The organism is Nostoc sp. (assembly GCF_036916985.1).
In the GTDB taxonomy this organism is placed as follows: domain Bacteria; phylum Cyanobacteriota; class Cyanobacteriia; order Cyanobacteriales; family Nostocaceae; genus Nostoc.
The window spans coordinates 125936-152233 of record NZ_JBALFD010000079.1; the positions used below are offsets into that span (position 1 = coordinate 125936).

Consider the following 26298-nt stretch of genomic DNA (forward strand, 5'->3'; position numbering starts at 1 on the left):
ATAATTATTAAAGTCTGATACATCTTTCCCAAACTAAGAACTTTTTGGACATTGCCGCCCAGTTGTTTTGTTGGTTTTATGAGAAAGTATAACCGTGATTTAGATATAGTTTTAATAATGCTTGCTCTGAAGTCTTCGGATATTTTGCTACAGACGTTTGAATTTCGCTATAGGTATGGTTTGCAAGCAAATTGATTGCTTTTGTTGGAGTAAAATGATTTTCACAGTAGTACTTTTTTACTATCAAAGGGATACATACAATTTCTCCCACAAACGATAGTAGGGTGGACATTGTGAGAATGTCCACCCTACCAATTAGCTTTTCAGCAAACAGACTTAAAATTAGCCTAAATCGAAAAGCAAGATTTCGCCGCCGATGTTGGTGCTAATTTCTAGCTGTTCTTCGCCGTTGATTTGTACACCATCGCCGGCTCTGAGTTCTTCGCCATTTAAGTTGACTATGCCTCGCGCTATTTGTAACCAGGCGTAGCGATCGCTTTTGACTTGATAATTAACAACATCACCTGACTCTAAAACAGATGTATATAACTCAACATCTTGGTGAATTGTCACAGCACCATCGCGCCCATCTTTAGCAGCGATTAAGCGGAGTTTACCGCGCTTTTCTTCGAGAGGAAAAGCTTTTTGTTCATATCTTGGCGTTATTCCTTCTCGATCGGGGAGAATCCAGATTTGTAACAAGTGCAGTGGTTCAGTTGGTGAAGGATTAAATTCACTGTGGCTGATCCCAGTTCCAGCGCTCATAATTTGGGCATCACCGGGGCGAATTACTGAACCAGTACCCAAGCTGTCTTTATGCTCTACAGCACCTTCTAAGACATAAGTGAGGATTTCCATGTCACGATGACTGTGGGTAGGGAATCCAGCACCAGGAGCAACGCGATCGTCATTGATCACGCGCAGAGAACGAAATCCCATGCGGTTGGGATCGTAAAAACTACCGAAGGAAAATGTGTGATAACTATCGAGCCAGCCCATTTTCGCGTGACCACGGGCATTGCGATCGTGAATTAAGTGGGTAATTGTATTTTGAGACATAAGTTTACCTCGTTGTTAATTGTTTTTAGAAGAATTTAGAATTTTGATTGATTAGACCTGATTTGTAACTATTTAAATAGTAGATTATATACATATAAAATGAAAAGTACGCACTTAAAAGTGGCGTACTTACTAAAAAGATACTGTGAGATTTAACAGAGTTTTCAATTGAATGAGATACACTCTTTGAAAACTAAATTACTGCAATTTCAATTTTTGAACAACAAGATTAGTTGCTAGTGGTGTGGCAAGGTTAAATAAAATAGGGCAAAAAAAGGGGAGCCACTGCGTTGCACGGGTTAAAAGCGTTGTAGCAAGTGGCGTTGGAGGCTTTGCGTAACCAAACATCCTGATATGTATTGGGTTGCGCTCCGCTCCACCCAACCTACGTCTAATGCACTATTTTTTTGCTTGATGCGCCACTAGTCTGTCAAATTCATTTTGATGGTTAGAGAGACGCGATAAATCGCCGTCTCTACAAGCAATTTACCCATCAATTATTGAATTGACAGACTACTACTAAATCTAGTATTTCTCAAAAGTGCTTATTTGACAGCAGCAGGTGTCTTTTGAGTTTTAGTAGTAGCCGCTGCTTTGCCATTCTCTGCCTTAATTTCTACTATTTGTAGATGAGCTTCTAAGAACCAGAGTCGTTTGTCAATGGTGCGGGAAATTTCGGTGTAAAGGTCGGCAGTATCTAGGTCGCCTAATTCATCAGTTTTATCGATCGCTTCCCGGAGATGTTTACCATAGGATGCAAAGCGATCTGCCAAGGCTGTCACATGGTCTTTACCATCCAAAATATCTAAGGGATATTCTGGCAAAATTGAATTACTAGCTGCGGCACGAACTGTTCCAAAAGCGTATCCGCCTAAAGCTGTGATGCGTTCAGCTACTAGATCGATGAACTCTTCCAATTCCCCAGCAATTTCATCAAATAATAGGTGTAGCTGATAGAAGTCAGTCCCTTTAACATTCCAGTGCGCTTGCTTGGTTTGGGTTTTTAGATCCGAAGTGGCTGCTAAGGTTTGGTTGAGGAGTACCACGATTTGCACTCGCGCTTCGGCGGGAATGTCAATGCGGGTAGGGTACAGACGTGATGAAATGGTGTTGTCGGTCATAGTTCTAACTTAATGCCTTTTATATGTAACTTTACAGATTTTGGGTGGCTGTGCGAAACTCTCTGGCGACAGATTATATTAACGCCTGAATGTGTTACTATCAATGAATAGTAGGTTAACTGCGATGGTTTTCTATGGTGTTAAATGTACCACCAAAAAGCCGATCGCGAATTGAATCATTCTGCAAAAAGTCATGGGGGAAACCCAATTCAATTTTACTCACTTCATCTAAGCGTTGCAGATGTTCTGGGGAGAGGCGGACTTCTAAAGAAGCTAAGTTGTCTTGAACCTGCGTTAATTTACGTGCCCCAATAATCGGAATAATCACACCACTTTGAGCGTTTAACCAAGCTAATGCAACCTGTGAGGGTGTATGGCCAATTTCTGCTGCAACTTCACTGACAACTTGAGCGATCGCTAAATTTCGTTCTGAAATACTTCCTAAAGCTGGATTTGCTAATCGTCCCTGTTCGCTACCCTCTTGAGGAGGCTGATTATACTTACCTGTCAGCACACCACGACCTAAAGGCGACCACGGTGTTACAGCTAAATCGAAGGCTTTGGCCAGTGGTAGCAAGTCTCGTTCTGGTGTCCGCTGAATTAAACTATACTCAATTTGCAGGGCGACAAACTGCGTCCATCCTTGGTAATGAGCGATGGTATTTGCTTGAGAAACGATCCAAGCAGGAGTATCAGAAATACCGATATAAAGTACTTTACCTTGACGAACTACATCATCAAGCGATCGCAAGACTTCTTCAATCGGTGTGGTGAAATCCCAAGCGTGCAACCAGAATAAATCAATGTAATCGGTATTCAGCCGTTTCAGGCTACCTTCTAAAGACTGAATTAAATTCTTGCGATGGTTTCCACTGGCGTTAGGGTCGCCCTTTTTGTCATTCATCCGCAAGGGAAAGGAATATTTTGTCGCAACTACAAAGCGTTCTCGTTCTTTAGCAATCAACTCACCGACAATTTTTTCACTGCTACCATCGGTATAACCGTTGGCGGTGTCAATGAAATTTCCTCCTGCTTCTACATAGCTATCAAAGATTTTCCGACTTTCGTCAACAGATGCACCCCAGCCCCAGTCTTCACCAAAGGTCATGGTTCCTAAGGAGAGTTCCGAGACTCTTAACCCGCTTTTGCCCAGGAGTTTGTATTTCATGAATATTTTCTCATTAATGAAAAAACTAAGCAAATATCGTTCCAAAGGCATGATAACTGGAAATCAAGGGGATATTTGAGGACAAGCTTTTTAATATCTGTATTGCCGTGCTATTTAAATACGATAACTTGCATTGTGAATGCGGCGACTTGCATTGCCAATGCGATGGTTTGCATTGTGAATGCGATCGCTTGCATTGTGAATGCGAGGGCTTGCATTGTGAATGCGATGGTTTGCATTGTGAATGCGATGGTTTGCATTGTGAATGCGATCGCTTGCATTGTGAATGCGAGGGCTTGCATTGTGAATGCGATCGCTTCCAAAAATTAACCCACTTTTCTATACTTTGCAATGGCAGTCGCTACAATAAGCCTACGTCAAGTCAAAACAAGACATAATGACCTACACTTCACCCAAACTACTTATCTTTAAGGAATTTATCGCCCAATATGGTGATAAGCTGTTCCATATTTAAATTGCATAAGCTGGGCGGGCAAGATGCCAACCCCACAAGAGTTATGTTTAATTCGATTATGCAAATTAGATGTTTTTGAGCTTAATACACGCTATGAATTAATTGATGGACAACTAAGAGACATGGAACCTACAGGGACACATAAAGCTGTTGCAGGTAGTATTGCTGGTAGAATCTATGTCGAAATTTTTAATTCTAATTTCAACTGGCTAGTTCCAAAAACTTGCCTGATTAAACCACCTGCGGCTGAAGCCACAGTACTGCGTCCTGATGTAATTGTTTTAGATAAAGCAGAACTTAGTAAAGAACCACTCTGGCAAAAAGAACCGATTATTTGTAACGGCAATACAATCAAACTTGTTGCTGAAGTTGTGAGTACTAATTGGCAAGATGATTATGCCAGAAAGGTAGAAGAATACGCCTTTCTTAATATCCCAGAATATTGGATTGTGGACTTTCGTGGTTTGGGTGGTTTGCAGTTTATTGGCAATCCTAAACAACCTACCTTCACTGTTTGCCAGTTAGTAAACGGTGTGTACGAGCAAAAACGATATCGCTTAGGAGATACTATTTCGTCTGATCTCTTCCCAAATTTACAACTTAAGCTAGACGACATTATACATATTTGATAAATAAAATTTTGCTGTCCAGATCCCCGACTTATTTAAGAATTCGGGGATCTAAATTCAGCGATTTTCTAAGCTAGAATACCAAAGTTGTGTTTAGACACATCTAATTTGTCATTGCCAAAGAGCCGTTATTTTAATGAATTACTACGTAATCTACGACGGGAATTGTAATCTCTGCGTTACCCTAGTGCGATCGCTAGAAACCTTAGACAAGGGAAAGTTATTTCGCTACGTTCCCATGCAAGATGAGCAGACACTTTTAGGATGGGGAATTACAGCCCAAGATTGCGAACAGGGGGTGATTTTAATTGATGCTAATGAACCTCAGAGACGTTGGCAAGGTAGCAATGCAATAGAAAAAATTGGGTGGTTATTGCCAGCCGGAAGTATATTTGTAGACGCTTATCGAGCATTACCGGGGATGAAATGGACAGGCGATCGCTTTTACGAACAAATCCGCGATAATCGCTACACCATATTTGGTAAGCGTTCCAGTACTTATGAATCGTCATATTGCGTGGATGGTAGCTGCAAGCTAACTTAAGTTAAATAGTCCCTTTGAAACCAATACGGTTCAGTTAAGGCTAAAATCCTTTTTTTAACGAACCGCAAAGGACGCATAGACACGAAGTGGCTTCCCGCAGGGTAGGACGCAAAGTAAGAGAAGGAAGAGAAGTTTAACTGAACTGTATTGCCTTAGAAACCGCAGCTACACCAGGCTTTACCCACCTCCTTGGGTTTCTAAAAACTTGATTTTCTCTTAGTCCACGGAGGTGGACTTTGTTTGTATAGCCGCGAATTCCATTCGCCAGGGCTACTGAATTTGTCATTAGATAGAATTTTTTCTAGTCAAAAATCCCCCTCCAGGTGCTAGCAAAAAGTCTGCAAGAACAACCATTATGCTATCTGGCGTGTTTGTAAACATTGTGGAATCAATGACATTTGCGAGGCGGGTACGCCATCGCGCCGCAATTCGCCACAACATAGAATCTGACGGGAGGATACTGCGTGAGAATTGGTGCTAACTACTTGGGGAACGGAGAGTGTGAATTTACAGTTTGGTCTCCGCTATTAGATAGCGTTACGGTACAAGTTTTGACGCCAGAACCGCAGTTAATTCCCCTCAAGCCTCAGTCTGAGGGATACTGGCACACAAAGGTCAACGATGTGTATCCGGGTACGCTTTATCGGTATGTCTTAAATGGTCAAGATACTTTTGCCGATCCCGCATCGCAGTATCAACCGGAAGGGGTACACGGGCCGTCTCAAATTGTCGATCATCACTTTGAATGGACTGATGAAGGATGGGCGGGTATTCCTGTGGAGTCGATGATTTTTTATGAACTTCATGTTGGCACATTCACGCCTGAAGGAACTTTCACCGCCATCATTCCCCGTTTACCAGAACTGAGAGAACTGGGAATTAATGCGATTGAAATTATGCCTATCTCCCAGTTTCCGGGAGACACTCATGTTGAGGCTGCTCTGACATATCGCAACTGGGGTTATGATGGCGTTTATCCTTTTGCTGTTCAAAATTCCTACGGTAGCCCAGCCGAGCTTAAGCAACTGGTAAATGCTTGTCACCAAAATAATATCGCCGTTGTGCTGGATGTGGTGTATAACCACTTTGGCCCAGAAGGCAATTATATGAGTCAGTTCGCACCCTACTTTACTAAAACCTATAAAACGCCGTGGGGTGAAGCGCTGAATTTTGATGACGCCCATAGTCAGGGTGTGCGAAATTATTTTATCCAAAATGCGCTTTACTGGTTGGGCGAGTTCCACATTGATGCATTGCGGCTGGATGCTATTCAAGCAATTTACGACTTGGGAGCCAAGCATTTTTTATGGGAATTGGGGGAAGCAATTCATCATTTTTCACAACAAGGGCAAAAATGGAAACGCCATTTAATTGCTGAAAGTGATTTAAATAATCCGCAAATCATTCGTCCAGCAGAATTGGGTGGATATGGAATTGATGCTCAATGGAGTGATGATTTTCACCATGCACTGCACACACTGTTGACAGGCGATCGCCAAGGATATTATCAAGATTTTGGGCAGTTTGCTGATTTGGCAAAAGCTTACAATGATACTTTTATCTACGATTGGAAATACTCGCCCGATCGCAAACGATTTCACGGTGTATCTTGCCGCGATCGCTCTTTATCACAGTTTACAGTCTGCATTCAGAATCACGATCAAATCGGCAATCAAATGAAAGGAGAACGCCTCAGTCAGCGGATCTCTTTTGAAGGATTAAAGTTAGCTGCTGGCGCTGTGTTACTATCGCCCTACTTACCTCTGTTATTCATGGGAGAGGAATACGGCGAAACAGCACCCTTTATTTACTTTGTCAGTCACTCCGATCCTGATTTGATTCAAATGGTTCGAGCCGGACGCAAAGAAGAATTTGAAGCATTTCACTACGCAGATGATCCCCCAGATCCCGAATCGGTAGAAACTTTTTTAAGTTCTAAACTGAATTGGGAATTACGCAATGAAGGACAGCACAAAGTTCTGTGGGATTGGTATCGCCAGTTAATTAATTTACGGAAGACGCATCCAGCACTTCTCAATCAAGACCGCAATTTCATTCAAGCTACTAGCGATGAAGATAAACAGTTGGTGATTGTGCGGCGTTGGTGTGAATCGAGTGAATTAATATTTGCGATGAATTTCAATTCGTCTCCCGTGACGCTGACTTTGCCGAGTCAACACGATGTTCATAAAATATTAGACTCAGCAGATACTTCATGGTCTGGCCCTGGTTCTGAAGCTGCGGAACATCTGTCTGCGGGACAAGAACTGACTGTAAAAGCTACTAGTCTAGTTCTGTATGAAGGGGGATGAGGGAGTTAATAATTCAAAATTTATAAATAAAGGAGATAAGGGGGAAAGTTAGAACTTAAAGTTTCAGGCTCAAAGGTGCAACTTTCAAGCTCAAAGGTGCAACTTCCAGGTTCAAAGGTGCAACGTTCAGGCTCAAAGGTGCAACGTTCAGGCTCAAAGGTGCAACGTTCAGGTTCAAAGGTGCAACTTCCAGGCTCAAAAGTGCAACGTTCAGGTTCAAAGGTGCAACGTTCAGGTTCAAAGGCTCAACGTTTAGGTTCAAAGGTGCAACGTTCAGTCTCAAAGGCTCAACGTTCAGGTTCAAAGGCTCAACGTTCAGGTTCAAAGGTTCAACGTTCACTCTCAAAGGTGCAACGTTCACCCTCAAAACTCCAAACTCCTCCACTTCCCCACCTCCCTTGTCTCTCCCTCATCTTTAGTTCCTATGTTCTGCATGGAAATGGATGATTAAAGGCTACTACCTCCAGTCAGATATTGAGTCAGAGACTCAATGAATGCATTCCCATGCGGAGCATAGGAACGAGGAAACGAGGAAAACCTCAAACTACTCTTCTTCATCCCTCTTACTTCTCACTAGAAACAAAAAAATATGCGAATTCCTACCGCCACTTATCGAATTCAGTTTACACCCCAGTTCGGCTTTGACAACGCTAAAGCGATCGCAGCTTATTTAGCAGATTTAGGTATTTCCGATTTATACGCTTCCCCCATTTTTAAAGCCCGATCTGGGAGTACGCACGGCTACGATATAGTCGATGCGACTCAACTTAACCCAGAATTGGGAACTAATGAATCCTTTGATGCCTTAGTTGCTGAAGTTCAATCCCTTGGTATGGGCTGGTTACAAGATATTGTGCCTAACCACATGGCCTATACCAGCGAAAACCTTTACTTAATGGATATATTGGAACACGGGCCAGATTCCAGCTATACCGACTACTTCGACCTTTCTTGGAATGCTCCCTTTGGCGATCGCCAAGAACGAATTCTCGCGCCGTTACTGGGAGATTTCTATGGTGCATCCCTGGAAAACGGACACATCCAACTGCAATATGAAGAAAACGGTTTAACTGTCAACTATTACAGCTTAAAACTGCCACTCCGCTTAGAATCTTACACAAAATTTATCACCCATAATTTAGGGAAACTCACCCGTACACTGGGACGCAATCACCCCGATTTTATTAAGCTGTTGGGGATTCTTTATATTCTCAAAAATGTGCCTTCAGAGGTGGCGGGGAAACAGCGACAAGACCAGATTGCATTTATTAAAGGCTTGGTTTGGGAACTCTACACCACAAATGATGCCATCCGCGAGTTCATTGACGAAAATATCGAAACTTTCAACGGAGAGCCTGGTAATTCCGAAAGCTTTAACCTCCTAGATGAATTACTGAAGGATCAGTTTTATCGTCTCGCCTTCTGGAAGGTTGGCGCGGAAGAAATGAACTACCGCCGTTTCTTTACTGTCAACGAATTGATTTCTGTGAAAGTTGAAGAACTGCGAGTTTTTAATAATACCCACAGCTTAATTCAAAAGCTGGTTGAGGAGGGCAAGTTTACAGGTTTACGCATTGACCACATTGATGGACTTTATAACCCAATTCAGTATCTTGAAAGGCTGCGGGAAAAAATGGGTGATGTTTATATCACCGTTGAGAAGATTTTAGAACTCACCGAAGAATTACCGGAAGATTGGGAAATTGAAGGTACATCGGGATATGACTTTTTAAACTACGTAAATGGCGTATTTTGTCAAACAGAAAATCAATCACAGCTAGATAAAGTTTACCAGAACTTTATTGGCTCACGGGTAGATTATGCCTCGGTGGTGAAGGATAAAAAACACCTAATACTGGAAAAGAATTTAGCTGGTGATATTGACAATTTGGCTCTTTTACTAAAGAACATTTCCAGTAAATATCGCTATGGTAATGATTTTACACTGAATGGACTCAAAAGAGCGATCGCCGAAGTTTTGACACTATTCCCAATTTACCGTACCTACATTACGCCCGATGGAATTGGAGATAGCGATCGCGCTACGATTGAGAAAGTAATTCACCAAGCCAAAGAACAAACGCCTCTGTTACAACATGAGTTAACCTTTATTGAAAAGTTAATGCTCCTAGAGTTTGATAATTCTCTAACTCAAACAGAACGCGAACAGTGGATATATTTTGTCTTGCGGATGCAGCAATACAGCGGCCCGCTCATGGCCAAAGGCGTAGAAGACACCACATTATATGTTTACAATCGGTTGCTGTCGCTGAATGAAGTCGGGGGTAATCCCGGTCATTTTGGGATTTCTGTAGCTGACTTCCACAGTTTTAACAAACAGCACCAAGCAACTTGGCCCCACACAATGAACACCACCGCCACCCACGACACCAAACGCGGCGAAGATGTGCGGGCCAGATTGAATGTCCTCTCAGAAATTCCCGATGAGTGGGATCAGCAGGTAAATACTTGGAGTGCTATTAATCGAGGACATCGTAGCCATCGCCAAGGGTTCGCCATACCCGATCGCAACGACGAGTATTTTCTCTATCAAACCCTGGTAGGGGCGTTTCCCTTTGCCGAACACGAACATGCATCCTTCGTGGAACGGGTAAAGGACTATATAATTAAGGCAATTAGAGAAGCAAAAGTGCATACAGCCTGGTTGCGACCTGATAGCGAGTATGAAGAAGCTTGTACCTCCTTTATTGAGAAAGTACTCGATCCTGCCATCTCTGGGGAATTTCTAGAAGCCTTTCGTCCCTTTCAACAGCGAATTGCCGACTATGGCATATTCAATTCCCTTTCCCAAACTCTCCTGAAGATTTCCGCCCCCGGCGTACCCGACTTTTACCAGGGAACCGAACTTTGGGAACTAAGCCTAGTCGATCCAGACAATCGCCGTCCCGTAGATTTTAAACAGCGACGAAATTACTTAAGCACCATCCGCGAACAAGCAAAAGCAGACATTCTCGGATTAATTCAGGAGTTACTAAACCACAAAACCGACGGCAGAATCAAACTGTTTTTAACGGCTCAATTACTCCAAGCGAGAACAAACTTTGTCTCATTATTCCAGGATGGCGACTATTTACCATTAGAACTTCAAGGAACCTACGCCAATCATCTTATCGCCTTCGCCCGGCGGGAGGGGAATCAAACAGCGATCGCGATCGCACCTCGCTTTTTAACCAGCCTCATCCAACCAGGAGACAACCCCTTAGGCGAGTCAGTTTGGCAAGATACCCATCTCCAACTACCCCCTGGAACCCCCCACACCTGGAAAAACGTCATAACTCAGGAACCCTTACAGTCCACAGAAACCCTATCTATCGGATCGGCTCTCGCTCATTTCCCAGTTGCTTTATTAGTTAGCAGCGCCGAGTAAAAACCTCTGCGTACCTCTGCGGTTCCCTTCGCGTTCCTTTGCGTTTAAAAAAATAATGACCACTCCCCCAACACTTACCGCCACGCAGATAAACAAAGTGCGCTTCCATATCAAAAAAACGTGGAAAACCTTAACGCGATCGCACGAACACCTATTACAATCTGCCAAAGATACCAAACTAGACCACAAAACCGACACTCCCTGGATTGTCTACATTTCCCCCTTAGAAGATTATCCCAACATTCAGCGTGTGTTAGAGCGATCGCTATATCCCAAAGATATGCAACAGCTACAAATTCGCACTTTGCCGTCAGAAGTGGAAGCGATTAAAGAGCATGGCTTACTATACCTACCAGGCCCTTATGTCGTACCAGGTGGTCGATTTAACGAAATGTATGGCTGGGACAGCTACTTTATATTACTGGGACTTTTGCACGATGAAGAATGGGATCTAGCGCAAAGCCAGGTAGACCAATTATTGTACCAGGTAAAGCATTACGGTACTATCCTCAATGCCAACCGGACTTATATGCTGTCGCGATCGCAGCCTCCAGTCCTCAGTATGATGGTTTTGGCGTTATTCCAACACACCAAAGATGAAGAGTGGTTGAAAGCAACCGTCCCGTTGTTAGAGCAATTTTACTATTACTGGGTAGTACCGCCTCACCTAAATCCTGCAACCGGCTTATCCAGATTTTATGCCTTTGGGGAAGGCCCCGCGCCAGAAGTTGTGTTCTCCGAGCGAGATGAGGAGGGAAAAAGCCACTACGATCGCGTCAAGGAATATTACCAAACCTTTGAGGTTGAAGATTATGATGTCAATCTTTACTACAACCGGGAAAATGACGAACTGACCAGTCTATTTTATAAGGGCGATCGCACCATGCGCGAGTCCGGTTTTGATATCACCAACCGATTTGGCCCCTTCAGTGCTGATATCCTCCACTACGCTCCTGTGTGCCTCAACAGTTTCCTGTATCAGGTAGAACAAGACTTGGCACAAATTAACGCTATTTTGGGGAACGAAGAACTGGAAAAACAATGGCGCGATCGTGCAGATATCCGCCGCGATCGGATCGATAAATTTCTCTGGAATGAAGAACGAGGACTCTATTTCGACTACCACTTCCAGAGTGGAAAACGCCGCCGCTACGAATTTGCTACCACGTTCTATCCCCTGTGGCTGGGAATTGCTTCTCAAGCCCAAGCCCAGCGCGTCATGGAAAATCTCTCTTTATTTGAAGCCCCAGGCGGAATTTTGACCAGTACTCATGTCACCGGCAACCAGTGGGATGCCCCCTTTGGCTGGGCACCATTGACGTTAATTGCCGTCCAGGGACTTCACCGTTATGGGTTTCATACAGAAGGCGATCGTATTGCCAACAAATTCCTAGCTATGGTAGTTAAAGAATTTGAGCGTCACAATACCCTAGTTGAAAAATATGATGTTGAGCGCTGTTCTGCCAACGTTTCCGACGATATTTCCTTTGGATATAGTTCTAACGAAGTCGGTTTCGGCTGGACAAATGGAGTCATTCTGGAACTTTTAGCAGCCGGTGGGAAAAAAGTTCCTACTTAAATCGGCGGTTAGAAGGTTCTTAATTGCATAGAATACAGACCATTTGTAGGGGCACAGCAATGCTCATTGGTGTCAACTTAACGTAAAAGCAAGTCTAGAACTAGCTTTTAGATTACCTCGTTCCCAGTCTCCGACTGGGAATGCTTGTCTTGAGGCTCCGTCTCTCTTTACTGGCGGCAGAGCCACCAGTAACAGCATTTCCAGCCTCCGGCTGGAAACGAGGTTTTAAAGGAGTTTCAGCTTAAGTTGACATCAATGAGCAATGCTGTGCCCTATTGTGTATTGCTGACGATTGTAAAGACGGCGATTCATCGCATCTCTTGTCTTCACCGAACAGTATTGGCCGCAGTTTCTAACCGCCAGAGCTTAAACTACTTATTCCCACACAATAAGCCAAACCGAACTAACCCGCGCTCATAACCGCGACGCATCAACCCTAGTGATAACGCCCCTTGAATGGTAGTCCAACCGGCATTTAGTAAGCCCCAAAGCGCTTGGGGAGTGAACGCCGAATCAATGACTACATTCCAAAAGGGGGCAACGGCGGTTGACCAATCGGCGGTGCGAATATTATTTAGTGGAAGTTGACGGGCTATACCTTCATAGTCTGGTAAAGAAATCACATAAGGCAAACAATACACCCGATAAATATCCTGCAAATGCTTTTCTTCATCTGCCGTCAGTGGTAATTTATCAGTCGGTCGATGACACCAAGTCACCATGATTAACTTGCCACCAGGTTTCAAGACTCGATAGCACTCCTGGAGAAACTTCGTTTTATCTGGCATGTGTTCGCCACTTTCCAGCGACCAGACCAAATCAAAAGAATTATCAGCAAAAGGCATTGCTTGAGCATTGGCCACCTGAAACTGAGTTCTCAGACTCAAATTCGCTTCCGTTGCACGTTCCGTTGCTCTGGCAGCTTGTACAGGACTCAAAGTAATTCCTGTAGCCTTAGCATGAAACTTTTCAGCCAGGTATAAAGAACTGCCACCAATGCCACAACCCACATCGAGGATATTTTCTGCTGATTGTACCCCTGCCCAATTGAGCAGTTCTTCGATTAAATCAATTTGAGCTTGACGACGGTCTTTTTTCTGACTGCCATCAGCCCCGTAATAGCCGTGGTGCATGTGTTCCCCCCAAATCTGTTCCCACAGACCAGAAGAAGCATCGTAGAACTGTTGAATTTGCTGGTAAAGTGTTGCACTCATGAAAAAAGTAGTATTGAGACGAAGTAGAATTCAAAAAAAACATATAGGTAGGCTACCATGTATGTTTTTAATTAAATAAGGTGTTTTTGTTTCTAGGGAGGTTAAACTCTGGTTTATCTTCCTTGGAAAAAAGTTTATAAATTTTACCTTAATATGACTGTTGCTCGCACAATTTGTTTGGGGTTTCTGGCTGTCATTGCTATCGGTACTATCTTGTTGATGATGCCTTTTTCAACTAGCAATGGTACATGGAATAACCTGATTGTGGCACTATTTACTTCCACATCCGCAGTTTGTGTCACCGGTTTATCAGTAGTTGATCCTGGTACTTATTTTTCCTTTTGGGGTCAGTTATTTATTGCGCTCTTAGCTCAAATTGGTGGATTGGGTTACATGACAACTACCACATTTCTGATTTTGCTCATTGGTCGTAAGTTTGATATGCGGCAAAAAATCGCCATTCAACAAGCTTTAGATCGACCAGGGATGAGTGGTAGCTCTCAAGTGATCCGTTCAATTATTGCCACAACTTTAATTTTTGAAATTACCGGAGTATTTTTACTTCTACCAGCTTTTGTCCCAGACTATGGGTGGACTAAAGGACTTTGGTTAGCGATTTTCCATAGCATCAACGCTTGGAATAATGGTGGTTTTAGTTTGTTTAAAGATAACTTAATTGGCTATCAGTCATCATTCTTAGTTGTCTTCACTATCACTATGTTGATTATCTTTGGGGGAATTGGCTATCAAGTGATTTTGGAAATGTATCTTTGGTTGCGCGATCGCATTTTCCAACAATCTCTTAAAAAACAATTGTTGTCACTTGATTTTAAAGTCGCAACTAGTACAACTATTATATTATTAGTAATAGGAACAATAGCCTTTTTCTGTATAGAAATTAGAAACCCTGAAACATTTGGTTCTCTGAATTTGCGTGACCAGATATTAGTCGCTTGGTTTCAATCAGTTACTTCCAGAACTGCGGGTTTTAACACCATCGATATTAGCAAAATGACAACTGCTGGTCTATTTATTACGATTGCACTAATGTTTATTGGTGCAAGCCCAGGGGGTACAGGGGGAGGTATGAAAACAACAACTCTGAGAGTCTTGACTAGTTGTACTAAAGCGATTCTCCGGGGAAAAGAAGAAGTTTTATTGTACGATCGCAAGATAGCAATAAATTTAATTTTGAAAGCTGTAGGTGTGTTGGTCGGTTCAGTGGCAACAGTGATTTTAGCTACTATCTTAATTAGTCTCACAGATCCAAAATTAGATTTTATTCAAATTTTGTTTGAAGTGGTATCAGCTTTCGCCACAGTGGGACTTTCTACAGGCATTACAGGAACTATCTCTACAGCAGCAAAGCTGATCTTAATTGTCACGATGTACGTTGGCAGAGTAGGTATTTTGCTGCTGATGTCTGCCGTACTAGGAGATCCCCGCCCTACTAGAATTCACTATCCTGAAGAAAATTTACTCGTTGGATAATTAGGGAGACAGAGCAGGAAATAGAGAATAGTGGAGAATTATTATTGACTAATGACTAACAACTAAACTGATAAAATATACATGGTAAGGCAAAAAATAAAAATTTTAACTCCAGCGTAGAACCGTTTTTTGCCCTAAATACAGGGAGCCATAATAAGGATAACAAGGGTGAATCTGTCATCATTAAGTTTTTTTCGCAGTTTACGTAAAGATAACCACCAATTTGCTGTAATTGGGTTAGGTCGTTTTGGTAGGTCTGTCTGTTCTACATTGCACAATTTTGGTTATCAAGTGCTGGCAACAGATATTGATGAAAAACGAGTTTCAGAAGCATTAACTGAGGGAATCGTTGGTCATGCTTTGCAACTAGACTCTACAGAACCAGCCGCACTCAAAGAAGCTGGAATTTTTGAATTTGATACTGTAATTGTCGCCATTGGCAACTACGTTCAAGAAAGTATCATCACCACCCTAAATGTGAAAGAGGCTGGTGTGCCTCATGTAGTTGCTAAAGCTTCTAGTGAAGTTCACCGTAAGCTGTTACGACGAGTAGGAGCAGATCATGTTGTTTTTCCTGAGTATGAAGCAGGTTGTGCCCTAGCGCGTACTCTTACTAAACCAGCAATTCTAGATCGGTTTGACCTCGACCCAGATAATAGTATTGTAGAGTTGATTGTACCTGATGAATTTCACGGTAAAACCATCACTGAACTTCAACTTCGTAACCGCTACGGTTTAAATTTGCTAGCAGTAAGTCAGGATGGGAAATTTCAAATTAATCCTGACCCCATCAAGCGTTTAGAGCGTGGTTCAGCAATGGTCGTTATTGGTTGTAATAAAGATATCAATCGTTTGCCAATTTAAAAACTTAGGAGTGATTCAATCCAAAATCCAAGTTGCGCTGTAAGCTCACCAAAGGTGTAACTCAAAATCTAAAATTGGCAGAGTTAGAAGTTATTAAGTTCTTTCTAACTCTGAGTTTTTTATTGTCCGGTATTCGTGGAATTAGACAGTTGTTCAGCTGATACAGGCACATTGCTAGGCTTTGCTGGCGTTTCTGATTGATTTGGCGTCTGTGGCTCAGGTGTTTGTACTACATTACTTGTAGAATCTGAACTCTGAGAAGGAGTAGCTGTTTGACTGGTTTGAGGTTGCTGTTGCTTACTTTTCTGGGCAATTTGCTGGATTAGCTGCTCAATTTTCTGGGCTTGTTCAATGTTGCCTTGCTCACGATACTCATTATGAGCGCGTTGCAAGACTCCACTGGCTTTCTTGATGTCGCCCTGATTATATAAAGTAAGTCCCAAGTTATAGTAAGCTGAGGCATTTTTCGGATTTAGGCGAATAGCTTGCCGATAAACAGAGATAGCCTCAGAAGCTTGACCATGCATTGCTAGCAAATTTGCCATATTGCTGTAGGCTGTGGCATTTTTAGGATCTAGCTTCAAAGCTTGGCGATAAGAAGCGATCGCAGCTTCTATTTTTCCTTGTTGTTGCAAGGCGATCGCTAGGTTAAAATAAGCATTGGCATTGGTTCTATCTAAAGTAATTGCCTGCTGGTATGCTGCGATCGCATCCTCAACCTGTCCTTGTTCATACAGTGCCACACCCAGATTATACAGCGCTGCCACCCTTGTAGAATCTATCACCAAGCTCTGGCGATAAGCCGTAATCGCAGCTTCTTTTTCTCCTTGTCGGTGCAAGACTAACCCTAAGTTGTAATAAGCTTCGCTAAAATTGGGATTAATCCTAATCGCCTCTGTATATTCTTGTAAAGCTATATCCAGGCGATTTTGCTCCAAAAATATATTACCTAGATAATTTCGCGCTGCCCCCAGGTTGGGGTCATGTTGCAACGCTTGGCGAAAGGCATATTCCGCACCCTGTAAGTCTTTGCGGTTATAGCGCGTCACTCCCTGCTGGAAAAAGCTCGCCGCTTCCAAATCCTGAGAAATTGCGGTTTCTGCCAGCAACTTGCTAACTGGGAAATTAGTAATTGCCGGTGCAGCCAAGACCAAAAACGCAGAACACCCAACAAGTGTCACCTGGCAAAATAAATTTAAGCCCTGAGAAAATAGGTATTTTTCAGACATGAATAACAGACCTGTACTTATTTTTAACTCCTCATAAGTCAGAGTACCCACCATGAAAGAAAAAATTCCAAATTCCCAACTTTTAACTCTGCAAATTTGAGATTTTGGATTGAAAGAAAAATCTCAAATTGCATAATTCCCTACTCCCTACTCCCTACTCCCACAGCTGAGGGCAAAATTAACATGGCATCGCCGAAGGAATAAAAGCGATATCTAAAAGCGATCGCTTCGTTGTATATATTCAATAGCCGTTGTCTGCCAATTAGCGCACTTACCAGCATCAATAAACTAGAACGCGGTAAGTGAAAATTCGTAATCAAACCATCCACTACCCGCCATTGGTAGCCGGGATAAATAAACAAGTCTGTTTTACCACAATATGGTTGTAAGTTCCCAGATTTAGCTGCCCCTTCCAAAGCCCGTACTGCTGTTGTTCCTACAGCAATAATCCGACCGCCAGCAGCTTGAGTAGCGCGAATTTGCTCTACTGTGGCAGCAGGAACTTCAATCCATTCTTCATGCATTTTATGGGTAGTTACGTCTTCCACTTCCACAGGGCGAAATGTACCTACACCAACATGTAGCGTTACAAAAGCTTGATTGATTTGGCGATCGCGCAACTGTTGTAATAATTCTGGGGTAAAGTGTAATCCTGCCGTCGGAGCTGCGATCGCTCCTGGTTGTTTAGCATAAACTGTTTGATACTGCTCATCCGCAGCTTCAGAGGTCGTGATATACGGTGGTAGCGGTACTTCACCAAATACCTCTAACAGTTGCACCAAAGTTTTTCCCTCTGGCACATCAAATTGCAACAAACGCCCTCCGGTTGCTGCATCTGTTTCTAGAACCGTAGCGGTGAGTTGGGGGCTGGGGATTGGGGACTGGGGACTGGAGACTGGGAATTGGGGATTGGGGATTGGGGAAGAATCTTTATAATCCTCAGTCCCTAATTGTCTGGGTTCAAAAATAATCTTCGCTCCCAGTTTGAAGCTTTTTCCTGGCTTAACTAAAGCTAGCCAACAGTTATGCTGCCGTTCTTCCAACAGCAACACTTGGATTTTCGCACCAGTGGATTTATGACCATAAAGCCGCGCTGGAATGACTCTTGTATTGTTCATAATCAACAAATCACCAGAGCGTAGCAGTCCAGGCAAATCATGGAAAATATGGTGTAGGGATGCTGCTTCGATGCCTGTAGTGGGAGAATCAACTACCAGTAACCGCGAACTATCTCTAGGAACTGCTGGATTTTGGGCAATGAGTTCTGGAGGTAGTTCGTAGTCATAGCCAGCTACCGAGCAATCTAATGCAAAATCTTTTGCTTGTGGACGAGATGTATCTTTCAAATTACCTTGTACTAGTTTTTGCTTTATTTAGTATTTATACTCTCTCAAAAAAGCTAGTTTAAGCTTTCCCTTCTAAAGGAACTTTAAGGGATCTTGGCTCAGTTTTGCCGCAAGGCTATAAGATTGTTACTATTAAGTAACACGGAAAACTTAACATAAAAATTGGGTAAACCTCCCCATCTAAAAACGGGGGCTTTTACCCTACCGGGAAGGGGCACTGATTGACGAATATAGATATGTAGGATTGGCTTTGATCCCAAGCACCAACAAACATGGAATACTTGTACTATCTGGCAAATGCCAGTCTAACCCTGAGGGTCGTTCAACACCTCCACGCTAGACCCCAGACACCAGTTTCGTTCGTCACCGTAATTCATCAAATTGATGGCTGGGTGGTTAGGATCAAACTCAAAGGTCAAGTCTCGGCCCAAGAAGATGGCGACTTTCGGGCTTTTCTAAATGAATTAGGAATTAGCTACGAACCGCCAATGAGGGTGCAAATGGCACTTTGGAGTTTGGAAGCGGGACAGTGCCCTGTGGATGTGATGCGTCGCTATCAAGTGGCGATCGTTTCTCATGGTAGCCCAGAGAGAGACGAAATTGAAGCATTTCGACAACAGTTTGTCCGAGGCTTAGGCTACTGTCCAGAAACTTTGGCGTGACACTTTTGGTTGTAACGCCACTACAAAATAGTTGGTTATTGGTAATCAAGATATTTTATCCATTACCGATTAGCCATTATCAATTAAAGAGTCGAAAGCTGCCGGAATGTATTCTAGCAGCTTAAACTTATATCCGTGTACTGATGAAGTCGCTAGAGCTTCCTGGTTTGCTGTAACTCCAATCACATTTTTTGGTATCCTTTGACAGTAGACAATAGCAACATCAAATCGACAAGAATAATCTACCTTATCAGCGTGCTGGGCTAAGAATATTTCAGCTGTATGACAGATTTTTGCTTGCTTTTGTAGGGTAATTGCGTTTCTTCCCCCTGCATCCCAGCTACCTGAACTGCGGGTTTTGACTTCAACGAATGCCAGTAATGAGTTCTGAGTCCTGAGTTCTCCTGATGTTCCCTCTGCTTTTCTAGCATATTCAGCGATGATATCAATTTCCCCCCACCGGCTAGAAAAGCGACGATGGAGAATTACCCAACCTGTAGATTGCAACCATTGGGCTACTAGGTCTTCTCCTAATTGACCACTATTTGGACAATGCATATAAACTTTAGTATTCTCGGTTATTTAATTCAACAGGAAAATAAGAGTTTCTAGTAGTTCCCTGAAATCATACTCCCATGATGTGCTTATTCTTCACTTGCTGGCGTGGCATTCCCAACAGTCAAATTGAAGTAAACATAATTGGGGTAAATATCCATAAATTGGTGATGCTCGACATATATGCCACCACCGCATTCCAGAAAGTTGATGAAAGGCTCATAAGGATCAGGAAGACCATTCGCCGGAACTGCACCAAATTCCCGTAGACGACACCAAAATAAGTAGTTACGTACCCCTAGCAGAACATAGACACTACCACGCCTAGTTGGTATCCGGTCGCTGTTGTATAACTCCTCCAGCCATTGCATTAGGGAAAACGGGAGTTCAATGTCAGGGCGAATCTGGAGAGCAAGATTTTCAAAAATATGCTTCTGTTTACTCTGCAAAAACTTTGCCCATTGTCTGACCCGCGACAGAAATTCTAACATCAGTTCTGTAAGTTTTTCGTCTTTCTCCCCCATTCCCAACGTATCCCACTGAATAGCCTGAAGTCGTGCCAAGGCAATGTTCAAATCATCGTATGAACTTGAATTAGTATTCATAAAAATATTTTTAAAGGATTTTTGCGCTAACATCTCTGACTCAAGGATAATGAGATGGAGGAGGGTTCGCCATTGGCTAAAAATAGTATGAATTCTAAGTTAAGCGCCCGAATTTGGGCAAGCATACTCAGCTTATTCCTGTGGGGAATAGTTGGCATCACCGCAATAGTCGGTTTTGCTCCAACAGCTTTGGCACTGGAATATAATAAGGAAATTTTGGTTGAGGCTGATTTCTCTGGACGTGATTTAACAGACTCTAGCTTTACTAAAGCTAATCTTCGCCAAAGCAACTTTAGCCACGCTAATTTGAACGGTGTCAGCTTCTTTGCAGCAAATTTAGAGTCTGCGAATTTGGAGGGTTCTGATTTAAGAAATGCCACTTTAGACTCGGCTCGTTTAGTCAGAGCAAATCTGACAAATGCACTGTTGGAGGGTGCTTTTGCTGCTAACGCTAGATTTGATGGTGCAATCATTGACGGGGCAGATTTTACTGATACGCTGCTACGTCCCGATGAGCAAAAAAAATTGTGCAAACTTGCCAAAGGGACTAATCCTGTTACAGGACGAGATACGCGTGACACGTTGTTTTGTCCTTAGTATTTTATATCTGGGTATTGGAAATGGGGCATTGAAAAGAGGCAGAGGGGCAGGGTGCGGGGGGCAGAGGGGAAAATTCTTCTCCCTGCTCCCTGCTTCTCATTCCCTACTTAACCTACCAACCACGGACACCAATCTTTTGACAAACAATTTGCATTCCTTTGCCTGGTGAAGAATCGGCTACAAAAGGTATTTCTCCTTTCTGCTGATCGTCTTGAAGTAGCTGTCCATCTGAGCTATAAATGGCAATACGATTCCGAAAAAGCCGCGATTCTTTGCACGAAGCATCAAAGGTAGTTTCAAAGATGCCATCTCCATAGATTCCGTAAAGCTTATATGTAGTGCCCTGAATAGTTTTTGTGTCCAGAGCTACACTGTTTCCTAATTGATCGTGCCCTACAGTGATATATCTTTGTGTATCTTGGGCTATTGCACTACCATTACTCAATAAAATAGCGATCGCTCCCACTATCCCGCCTATTTTAAAATACATACAGTTTCAAAATATAAGATTTCATATATTTCTATCCGCAATCAAAGGGGTTCTGGCAGGGTAAAAGCACTGAAATCAAGACAAAGCAAGGAGTTATGGCAAACCGAAAAACTTAGTAATTACAGGCAAAAACTTACCACAGACTTCAACTAGCTTCACCGTAGTAGGTAAATCAGCGATGTCTACGACGGGCTACGCCAACGCACCTTTCAATAACTTGAGGGCTGTTTTTGCTATCTTCTGCATGGCTCCATCTTTTGGGTTTGGTAGTGGGGCGATGTCTACGACGGGCTACGCCTACGCATCTGATGCCAAAATGGGAACCAACTGCACAAAATTTCTTACTTTATTTAGCATAAGCAAGCTATATCAATGGTTTTGAGCGCCATTCTCTAGCACAGCACCCTTCTTGCGCGGTAAATTTCTTAATGTACAATTTTCCCGATTCGGCGCAGTGATACCTTACACAAAATTGTGGGAATTATAAGTTTGAAATACAAATTGTATTCATCCACAAAAACTTGCGTTCCAAAAAAAGATAATATTTATGGAGTATAAAGAGTATGAATCGTTCAATCTTGAGCAACTGAGAAAAAAAGATACTCACTTTTCCCCTAAGCCTCCCTTTCAGCATCAAGTCGAGGCGTTTAAAAAACTCAGTAGTACATTTAAGCTTGACAATAAAGAACCGAGGAGTGGACTATTAGTACTTCCAACAGGTGCAGGCAAAACATTTACAGCTGTTAAGTGGTCATGTGACCATGTAATCCCTAAAAATATTAAAATCCTTTGGTTAGCTCCTTCGTTTTATCTACTGGATCAAGCATTCTCTACTTTTTGTGAAAATGCCAGAGATATTTCACATTCTAAAAAAACATTGAATATTAGGCGCGTTTCCAGCAATCCTTCTCATGCCAACGCATCATCTATCAAAATAACCGATGATATTGTCATTATGACAATACAAACAGCTATCAGTAATTTACACCCTGATGCTCTAGACGGTTTGGGTAATAAAGCTAAGACAGCTTTTAGAAAATTTATTGAGGATTCTAAAGAAACAGGACTTTTTGTAATAGTTGATGAAGCTCACCATTCACCGGCTTATGGTTGCAGAAATTTATTGATTGGTGAAAAAGGACTTCGAGAGCTAGTACCCAATTCCAATATACTTGGTTTAACAGCTACACCAACTTATACAGATAAGTCCAAAAGAGGTTGGCTACGGAAAATATTTCAAAATGAAGATAATGGAGTTATTTATCAAGCTGATAAAGAAACTTTAATAGCACAAGGTATTTTAGCTAGACCTAATTACATTCAAGTGTCAACTGGCACGGAGATGGAAGTTGATGATAGATTATATGACCGATTAGTTAAACAACATAAAGACCTTCCTGAATCAATTATCGAAATTCTTGCAAAAGATAAACATAGAAACAATTTCATAGTAAATAGTTATGTATCTAAAAAAGATACTTATGGTAAAACTATTATTTTTGCTGACCGTTGGTTTCAATGTGAATATATAAAGAATAAACTTGTTGATGAAGGCATTAAAGCAGATGCAATTTATTCGCGTATAGATGCTGATCCAGATTCGGCAGATGCAAGAAATAAACGTAAAGAAGATGACAATAAAAGAATTTTAGATGATTTCAAAAGTGATAAACTTGATGTTTTAATCAATGTAAGAATGTTAACAGAAGGGGTTGATGTTCCCAATGTTAAAACTGTATTTATTACTCGCCAAACAACAAGCTCAATTCTAATGACTCAAATGATTGGTAGAGCTTTACGTGGGAAAAAAGCAGGAGGGAGCAGCAGTGAGGCAAATGTTATTTTATTCTTCGATGACTGGAAACGTTTAATTGATTGGGTCGACCCAGAAGATGGCGGTACTAAACTTGATGATGAAAAGCCTGAAAAAGGAGAACATTATCCACTCGAATATATATCAATTCGTCTAATCAAAGAATTATCGAAGTCAATTGAGATTGGAGTTTATCAAATAGAATACAAGAAAATATTTCCTGTTGGATGGTATAAAACTGAAATTGTATATGCTGACTCTGATAATAACAATGACTCAATGGAAGCATTTACCGAATTTGTCATGGTCTATGAACATACACAATCCAAGTTTGAGGCTTTTATTAGCTCTATTACTGATCCAAAGTTACTAGATGAATGGTCTAAAGAGTATCTTGATGATAAATGGATGCAGCCTCAAGTTGAAGAATGGATAGATAAGTATTTTGACGATAAAACTGATGACATTGGCAGAAGACTTAATTCAGATTTAATTAAGATTGTTCGTCACATTGCTCAAGATGATCTACATTCTACACCTCCGTATCACTCCTTTGAGGAAAGAGAAATCTATGACTTAGATAAAATTGCTCAGAGACTAATTAATTTTTCAAATCCAGAACTAAACAACTATGTCAAACAAGAGTTTTCAAAAGCTGGAATGTTGTGGGAAACTTTCTATAAAACACCAAATCGTCTTCTAACAGCCCTTCAGTTGGTTATCAATAAAATAATGACTGATGGAGATGGTAATAAAGCATCTACATCTACATCTAAGCGTAAACATCAACCACCGAGGGAACTCACGGAAGAAGAAAAAGAACAAGTAAAAGAGCGAGACGGTTATGCTTGCCTATGTTGTGGAGTCAAGGCCGAAGGTAAATTACAAATCGACCATATTAAACCGTTTTCTATGGGTGGAGAAACATCTATAAAGAACTCACAAACTCTGTGTGTTATTTGCAATAGATGTAAGGGCAGGAATGAAATTGATTTTCAGTGCAAGACAACAAAATTGAGTATTCCCAAAAATCTGGATTTATCATTTAGAACAGAAAGTCAATATTCTGTGAGGACTCTAACAAGAATAGTTAATTTATTTTACCATTGCAAAGCAGTTGACAAAATAGAATGGGACGGCTCCATTCGTGGCTATAGTATATATTTACACCCCGACAATAATTGTAAATGGTTACTTAAACATAAAGTGGAACTTCTCAAGTATGTCCAAGATAGGCTTGGTCGTCAGGCTTACGATATTAAAGTTACTACAAAGAAATAAATGTAGCGAAAGGAGCGATCGCACTCCACCAAATACAATGAGGGTAAAGTACCCCCAAATTTACTGCACACTCTTAAGCCACTCAGTAATCCCCTGAGCGATCGCTTTTGCCATTTTCTTCTGTTCCTCTGGGTTTACCACCTGCTCAAATTCATCGGGATTGCTCATAAAACCCAATTCCAGTAACACCGATGGCGCAGCTGTCGGACGTGTCAGCGCCAGGTTATCCCAAAAAACACCATAGGAAGGTCTACCGAGTTTCTTGACTACATATTTCTGTAAAAATATTGCGAGATTGTGGGCTTGGGGTTGATACCAAAAAGCGCCGAATCCCTTGGTTTTTTCGGCATCGCCATCATCGGGTAGAGAATTGTGATGTATGGAAAGTGCGATCGCAGGTTCTTCTCGACTGATAATTGCCTGACGTTCTACTAAAGAAACTTCGCGATCGTCTTCTCGCGTCATCACTACTGTTGCTCCTCGCTTCACCAAATCGTCGCGCAGCAACCTAGATACCACCAAATTTACATCTTTTTCTAAATATCCAGTTGGGCCACTGGCACCAGTTTCTTTACCTCCATGCCCTGGATCTAGTACAATCTTGAAATTAGCTAAAGGCCTGCGTCTTGTGTTCCCGATTTTAGGTGGATGACGCAAAGCCAAAACCAGGGTTGTACCGTCGTATCTCAGCTTATATCCCCACTGTTGAGCTTTTTTGAGGTTAAAGGTGTATTTTACTTGTCCTGGGGCTTCCTGTTGCCAGTCTAGGCGATAAATTAGGGGGTTGTCATCCAGGCGAATTATGTCTGTTTGGGCAGTGGTATTGTAGAGAGTGAGAGCGAGAGTTTGCTCACTTTGTTGTACGCTCACGGGTACGGGAACTTGCAAAGGGAAAACTATCTCTGTCGCACTAGGGAGTTGACGGTATCCGACACTGCGAATTATTGTTTGTGGCGGAACTGCACCAGGTAAAATGCGGGTTTCTTTACTATTAATCCAAGCGCCATAATCTAGGCGCAACCATTCACCTTCCCTACCTGTAACCGTTGCGCGTGTGCCTTTGGGCAGTGGTGTAAGTCGAGAATAATCGGTGCTAGGGCCAGTACGAGCAACGCCTGACTCTACTGTAACTTCAGAAATTGGCAACTGCGATCTTGAGAGGATTTCAATCTTACCAGATCCGGGTTGAGTTATCGTCTTGCCATCAAGGGTCAGTTGAAATTGAGGTTTTCCCAGATCGGCGGCTGTTGCCACTGTGGTGCAACCTTGATAGTTGCCTACGCTAGACTGGGCATGAGGCTGATTTTGCCCTGTCAAAGCTGCCAAATTACTTGGTAGTTGTGCCTGTTGAGGTTGCGGTAAAAGAGCAATAGTTTGATTAGCCAGGGTTACAGAGACATTAGCATTAGGGGGTGCGATCGCACTAAAACAAATTACTTCTCCTGGTAATCTGGCAATGTCAACTGCGGGAGTCAGGGAATCTTTCGCAAAGGCTACCCCCTGTGGTAGTTCCGGGCTAGCGTTAAGCCTGATCACTTTAATTTTAAGTTCTTGATTCTGGCGACGCACAGTAAAAAGATTCTCCCCCAACTGCAAGGGGAAACTAGGGGAAAAATGACCAGCTTTGCTGCGGGTAATTGGCTTACTATTGATCAAAACCTGACCATCTGGTGGTGCAGTGCCCAGAAAGAAGATTTTTTGGGCACTTGTCTGGTAGTTTGTCTGGGGAAAAATAACTATAAGAGATGGCTGTGCCAATGCTATTGAGGAGGAGAGAATAAAGCCTAATATTACTAATCCTAGAAGGTTTTTCACAGCAAATCACAGAAGATTACACCACAATAACTGTGGCACAATGACGGGATGTATTTTT

The 26298-nt window shown here is 42.2% G+C and carries 22 protein-coding genes and 1 pseudogene; 12 read left to right on the top strand and 11 right to left on the bottom strand.

Going from position 1 to position 26298, the window contains the following annotated elements:
- Positions 1-342: 342 nt before the first annotated feature.
- The 3 genes from V7L07_RS25600 to V7L07_RS25610 form a co-directional block, all read right to left on the bottom strand.
- Positions 343-1059, bottom strand: coding sequence for a pirin family protein (locus V7L07_RS25600; protein ID WP_335061612.1), 717 nt, complete (start codon positions 1057-1059; stop codon positions 343-345).
- Positions 1060-1604: 545 nt separating this feature from the next.
- Positions 1605-2180 (bottom strand): DNA starvation/stationary phase protection protein Dps, encoded by a 576-nt coding sequence (gene dps / locus V7L07_RS25605; protein WP_335061613.1) that lies wholly within the window; start codon positions 2178-2180, stop codon positions 1605-1607.
- 115 nt (positions 2181-2295) lie between these two features.
- The gene (locus V7L07_RS25610) at positions 2296-3348 is read right to left on the bottom strand and encodes an aldo/keto reductase (protein ID WP_335061614.1); all 1053 of its coding nucleotides are present in this window, start codon (positions 3346-3348) and stop codon (positions 2296-2298) included.
- 135 nt (positions 3349-3483) lie between these two features.
- Here V7L07_RS25610 and V7L07_RS25615 point away from each other — a divergent pair, with 135 nt between their 5' ends.
- The 4 genes and pseudogenes from V7L07_RS25615 to treZ all read left to right on the top strand — a co-directional run bounded on the left by V7L07_RS25615 (position 3484) and on the right by treZ (position 7308).
- Positions 3484-3678, top strand: a complete 195-nt coding sequence (locus V7L07_RS25615; RefSeq protein WP_335061615.1) for a hypothetical protein — start codon at positions 3484-3486, stop codon at positions 3676-3678.
- A 67-nt stretch (positions 3679-3745) separates the two neighbouring features.
- A pseudogene (locus V7L07_RS25620) lies at positions 3746-4452 on the top strand (Uma2 family endonuclease).
- A gap of 136 nt (positions 4453-4588) precedes the next feature.
- The gene (locus tag V7L07_RS25625; protein WP_335061617.1) at positions 4589-4996 is read left to right on the top strand and encodes a thiol-disulfide oxidoreductase DCC family protein; all 408 of its coding nucleotides are present in this window, start codon (positions 4589-4591) and stop codon (positions 4994-4996) included.
- 464 nt (positions 4997-5460) lie between these two features.
- On the top strand, positions 5461-7308 hold the full coding sequence (gene treZ / locus V7L07_RS25630) for a malto-oligosyltrehalose trehalohydrolase (protein WP_335061618.1): 1848 nt from the start codon (positions 5461-5463) through the stop codon (positions 7306-7308).
- 55 nt (positions 7309-7363) lie between these two features.
- On the opposite strand, the gene V7L07_RS25635 is transcribed toward treZ, so the two are convergent.
- Complete coding sequence (locus V7L07_RS25635) at positions 7364-7669, bottom strand: hypothetical protein (protein WP_335061619.1); 306 nt, start codon at positions 7667-7669, stop codon at positions 7364-7366.
- 228 nt (positions 7670-7897) lie between these two features.
- On the opposite strand from V7L07_RS25635, the gene treY reads away from it, so the two are divergent.
- Both treY and V7L07_RS25645 read left to right on the top strand, forming a co-directional pair.
- Positions 7898-10696 carry a malto-oligosyltrehalose synthase gene (gene treY, locus V7L07_RS25640; protein ID WP_335061620.1) on the top strand — a complete coding sequence of 933 codons (2799 nt, stop codon included), beginning with the start codon at positions 7898-7900 and terminating at the stop codon, positions 10694-10696.
- A gap of 55 nt (positions 10697-10751) precedes the next feature.
- On the top strand, positions 10752-12275 hold the full coding sequence (locus V7L07_RS25645) for a trehalase family glycosidase (RefSeq protein WP_335061621.1): 1524 nt from the start codon (positions 10752-10754) through the stop codon (positions 12273-12275).
- Between the two features lie 371 nt (positions 12276-12646).
- On the opposite strand, the gene V7L07_RS25650 is transcribed toward V7L07_RS25645, so the two are convergent.
- Positions 12647-13489 carry a methyltransferase domain-containing protein gene (locus tag V7L07_RS25650; RefSeq protein ID WP_335061622.1) on the bottom strand — a complete coding sequence of 281 codons (843 nt, stop codon included), beginning with the start codon at positions 13487-13489 and terminating at the stop codon, positions 12647-12649.
- A 153-nt stretch (positions 13490-13642) separates the two neighbouring features.
- Here V7L07_RS25650 and V7L07_RS25655 point away from each other — a divergent pair, with 153 nt between their 5' ends.
- Positions 13643-14980 (top strand): TrkH family potassium uptake protein, encoded by a 1338-nt coding sequence (locus V7L07_RS25655; RefSeq protein WP_335061623.1) that lies wholly within the window; start codon positions 13643-13645, stop codon positions 14978-14980.
- A gap of 168 nt (positions 14981-15148) precedes the next feature.
- Entirely contained in the window at positions 15149-15844 is a 696-nt protein-coding gene (locus tag V7L07_RS25660) for a potassium channel family protein (RefSeq protein WP_335061624.1), read from the top strand.
- Positions 15845-15963: 119 nt separating this feature from the next.
- Here V7L07_RS25660 and V7L07_RS25665 read toward each other — a convergent pair whose 3' ends face one another.
- Together V7L07_RS25665 and queA are read right to left on the bottom strand one after the other, a co-directional pair.
- Positions 15964-17073 (bottom strand): tetratricopeptide repeat protein, encoded by a 1110-nt coding sequence (locus V7L07_RS25665; RefSeq protein WP_335061625.1) that lies wholly within the window; start codon positions 17071-17073, stop codon positions 15964-15966.
- Between the two features lie 140 nt (positions 17074-17213).
- Positions 17214-18446, bottom strand: a complete 1233-nt coding sequence (gene queA, locus V7L07_RS25670) for a tRNA preQ1(34) S-adenosylmethionine ribosyltransferase-isomerase QueA (protein ID WP_335061800.1) — start codon at positions 18444-18446, stop codon at positions 17214-17216.
- Between the two features lie 245 nt (positions 18447-18691).
- Here queA and V7L07_RS25675 point away from each other — a divergent pair, with 245 nt between their 5' ends.
- Positions 18692-19081: a hypothetical protein gene (locus V7L07_RS25675; RefSeq protein ID WP_099103349.1), complete on the top strand. Its 390-nt coding sequence runs from the start codon at positions 18692-18694 to the stop codon at positions 19079-19081.
- 69 nt (positions 19082-19150) lie between these two features.
- Here the strand turns inward: V7L07_RS25675 and V7L07_RS25680 are convergent, their stop codons facing one another.
- The gene (locus V7L07_RS25680; RefSeq protein ID WP_335061626.1) at positions 19151-19639 is read right to left on the bottom strand and encodes a YraN family protein; all 489 of its coding nucleotides are present in this window, start codon (positions 19637-19639) and stop codon (positions 19151-19153) included.
- Positions 19640-19725: 86 nt separating this feature from the next.
- Positions 19726-20241, bottom strand: a complete 516-nt coding sequence (locus V7L07_RS25685) for a hypothetical protein (RefSeq protein ID WP_334780474.1) — start codon at positions 20239-20241, stop codon at positions 19726-19728.
- Positions 20242-20328: 87 nt separating this feature from the next.
- Between V7L07_RS25685 and V7L07_RS25690 the strand changes: the two genes are divergently transcribed.
- Positions 20329-20838 (top strand): pentapeptide repeat-containing protein, encoded by a 510-nt coding sequence (locus tag V7L07_RS25690; RefSeq protein WP_334780473.1) that lies wholly within the window; start codon positions 20329-20331, stop codon positions 20836-20838.
- A gap of 115 nt (positions 20839-20953) precedes the next feature.
- On the opposite strand, the gene V7L07_RS25695 is transcribed toward V7L07_RS25690, so the two are convergent.
- Entirely contained in the window at positions 20954-21331 is a 378-nt protein-coding gene (locus tag V7L07_RS25695) for a hypothetical protein (protein WP_335061627.1), read from the bottom strand.
- A gap of 178 nt (positions 21332-21509) precedes the next feature.
- Here V7L07_RS25695 and V7L07_RS25700 point away from each other — a divergent pair, with 178 nt between their 5' ends.
- Entirely contained in the window at positions 21510-21713 is a 204-nt protein-coding gene (locus tag V7L07_RS25700) for a hypothetical protein (protein WP_335061628.1), read from the top strand.
- Between the two features lie 165 nt (positions 21714-21878).
- Positions 21879-24425: a DEAD/DEAH box helicase family protein gene (locus V7L07_RS25705; RefSeq protein ID WP_335061629.1), complete on the top strand. Its 2547-nt coding sequence runs from the start codon at positions 21879-21881 to the stop codon at positions 24423-24425.
- A 60-nt stretch (positions 24426-24485) separates the two neighbouring features.
- Here V7L07_RS25705 and V7L07_RS25710 read toward each other — a convergent pair whose 3' ends face one another.
- On the bottom strand, positions 24486-26240 hold the full coding sequence (locus tag V7L07_RS25710; RefSeq protein WP_335061630.1) for an N-acetylmuramoyl-L-alanine amidase: 1755 nt from the start codon (positions 26238-26240) through the stop codon (positions 24486-24488).
- Positions 26241-26298: the final 58 nt, after the last annotated feature.

Excerpts from the sequence above, each read along its gene's own strand:
- V7L07_RS25600 (WP_335061612.1), bottom strand. The coding sequence starts at position 1,059 with ATGTCTCAAAATACAATTACCCACTTAATTCACGATCGCAATGCCCGT.
- dps (WP_335061613.1), bottom strand. The coding sequence starts at position 2,180 with ATGACCGACAACACCATTTCATCACGTCTGTACCCTACCCGCATTGAC.
- V7L07_RS25610 (WP_335061614.1), bottom strand. The coding sequence starts at position 3,348 with ATGAAATACAAACTCCTGGGCAAAAGCGGGTTAAGAGTCTCGGAACTC.
- V7L07_RS25625 (WP_335061617.1), top strand. The coding sequence starts at position 4,589 with ATGAATTACTACGTAATCTACGACGGGAATTGTAATCTCTGCGTTACC.
- treY (WP_335061620.1), top strand. The coding sequence starts at position 7,898 with ATGCGAATTCCTACCGCCACTTATCGAATTCAGTTTACACCCCAGTTC.
- V7L07_RS25645 (WP_335061621.1), top strand. The coding sequence starts at position 10,752 with ATGACCACTCCCCCAACACTTACCGCCACGCAGATAAACAAAGTGCGC.
- V7L07_RS25650 (WP_335061622.1), bottom strand. The coding sequence starts at position 13,489 with ATGAGTGCAACACTTTACCAGCAAATTCAACAGTTCTACGATGCTTCT.
- V7L07_RS25655 (WP_335061623.1), top strand. The coding sequence starts at position 13,643 with ATGACTGTTGCTCGCACAATTTGTTTGGGGTTTCTGGCTGTCATTGCT.
- V7L07_RS25665 (WP_335061625.1), bottom strand. The coding sequence starts at position 17,073 with ATGTCTGAAAAATACCTATTTTCTCAGGGCTTAAATTTATTTTGCCAG.
- V7L07_RS25675 (WP_099103349.1), top strand. The coding sequence starts at position 18,692 with ATGGAATACTTGTACTATCTGGCAAATGCCAGTCTAACCCTGAGGGTC.
- V7L07_RS25680 (WP_335061626.1), bottom strand. The coding sequence starts at position 19,639 with ATGCATTGTCCAAATAGTGGTCAATTAGGAGAAGACCTAGTAGCCCAA.
- V7L07_RS25685 (WP_334780474.1), bottom strand. The coding sequence starts at position 20,241 with ATGAATACTAATTCAAGTTCATACGATGATTTGAACATTGCCTTGGCA.
- V7L07_RS25690 (WP_334780473.1), top strand. The coding sequence starts at position 20,329 with ATGAATTCTAAGTTAAGCGCCCGAATTTGGGCAAGCATACTCAGCTTA.
- V7L07_RS25695 (WP_335061627.1), bottom strand. The coding sequence starts at position 21,331 with ATGTATTTTAAAATAGGCGGGATAGTGGGAGCGATCGCTATTTTATTG.
- V7L07_RS25700 (WP_335061628.1), top strand. The coding sequence starts at position 21,510 with ATGTCTACGACGGGCTACGCCAACGCACCTTTCAATAACTTGAGGGCT.
- V7L07_RS25705 (WP_335061629.1), top strand. The coding sequence starts at position 21,879 with ATGGAGTATAAAGAGTATGAATCGTTCAATCTTGAGCAACTGAGAAAA.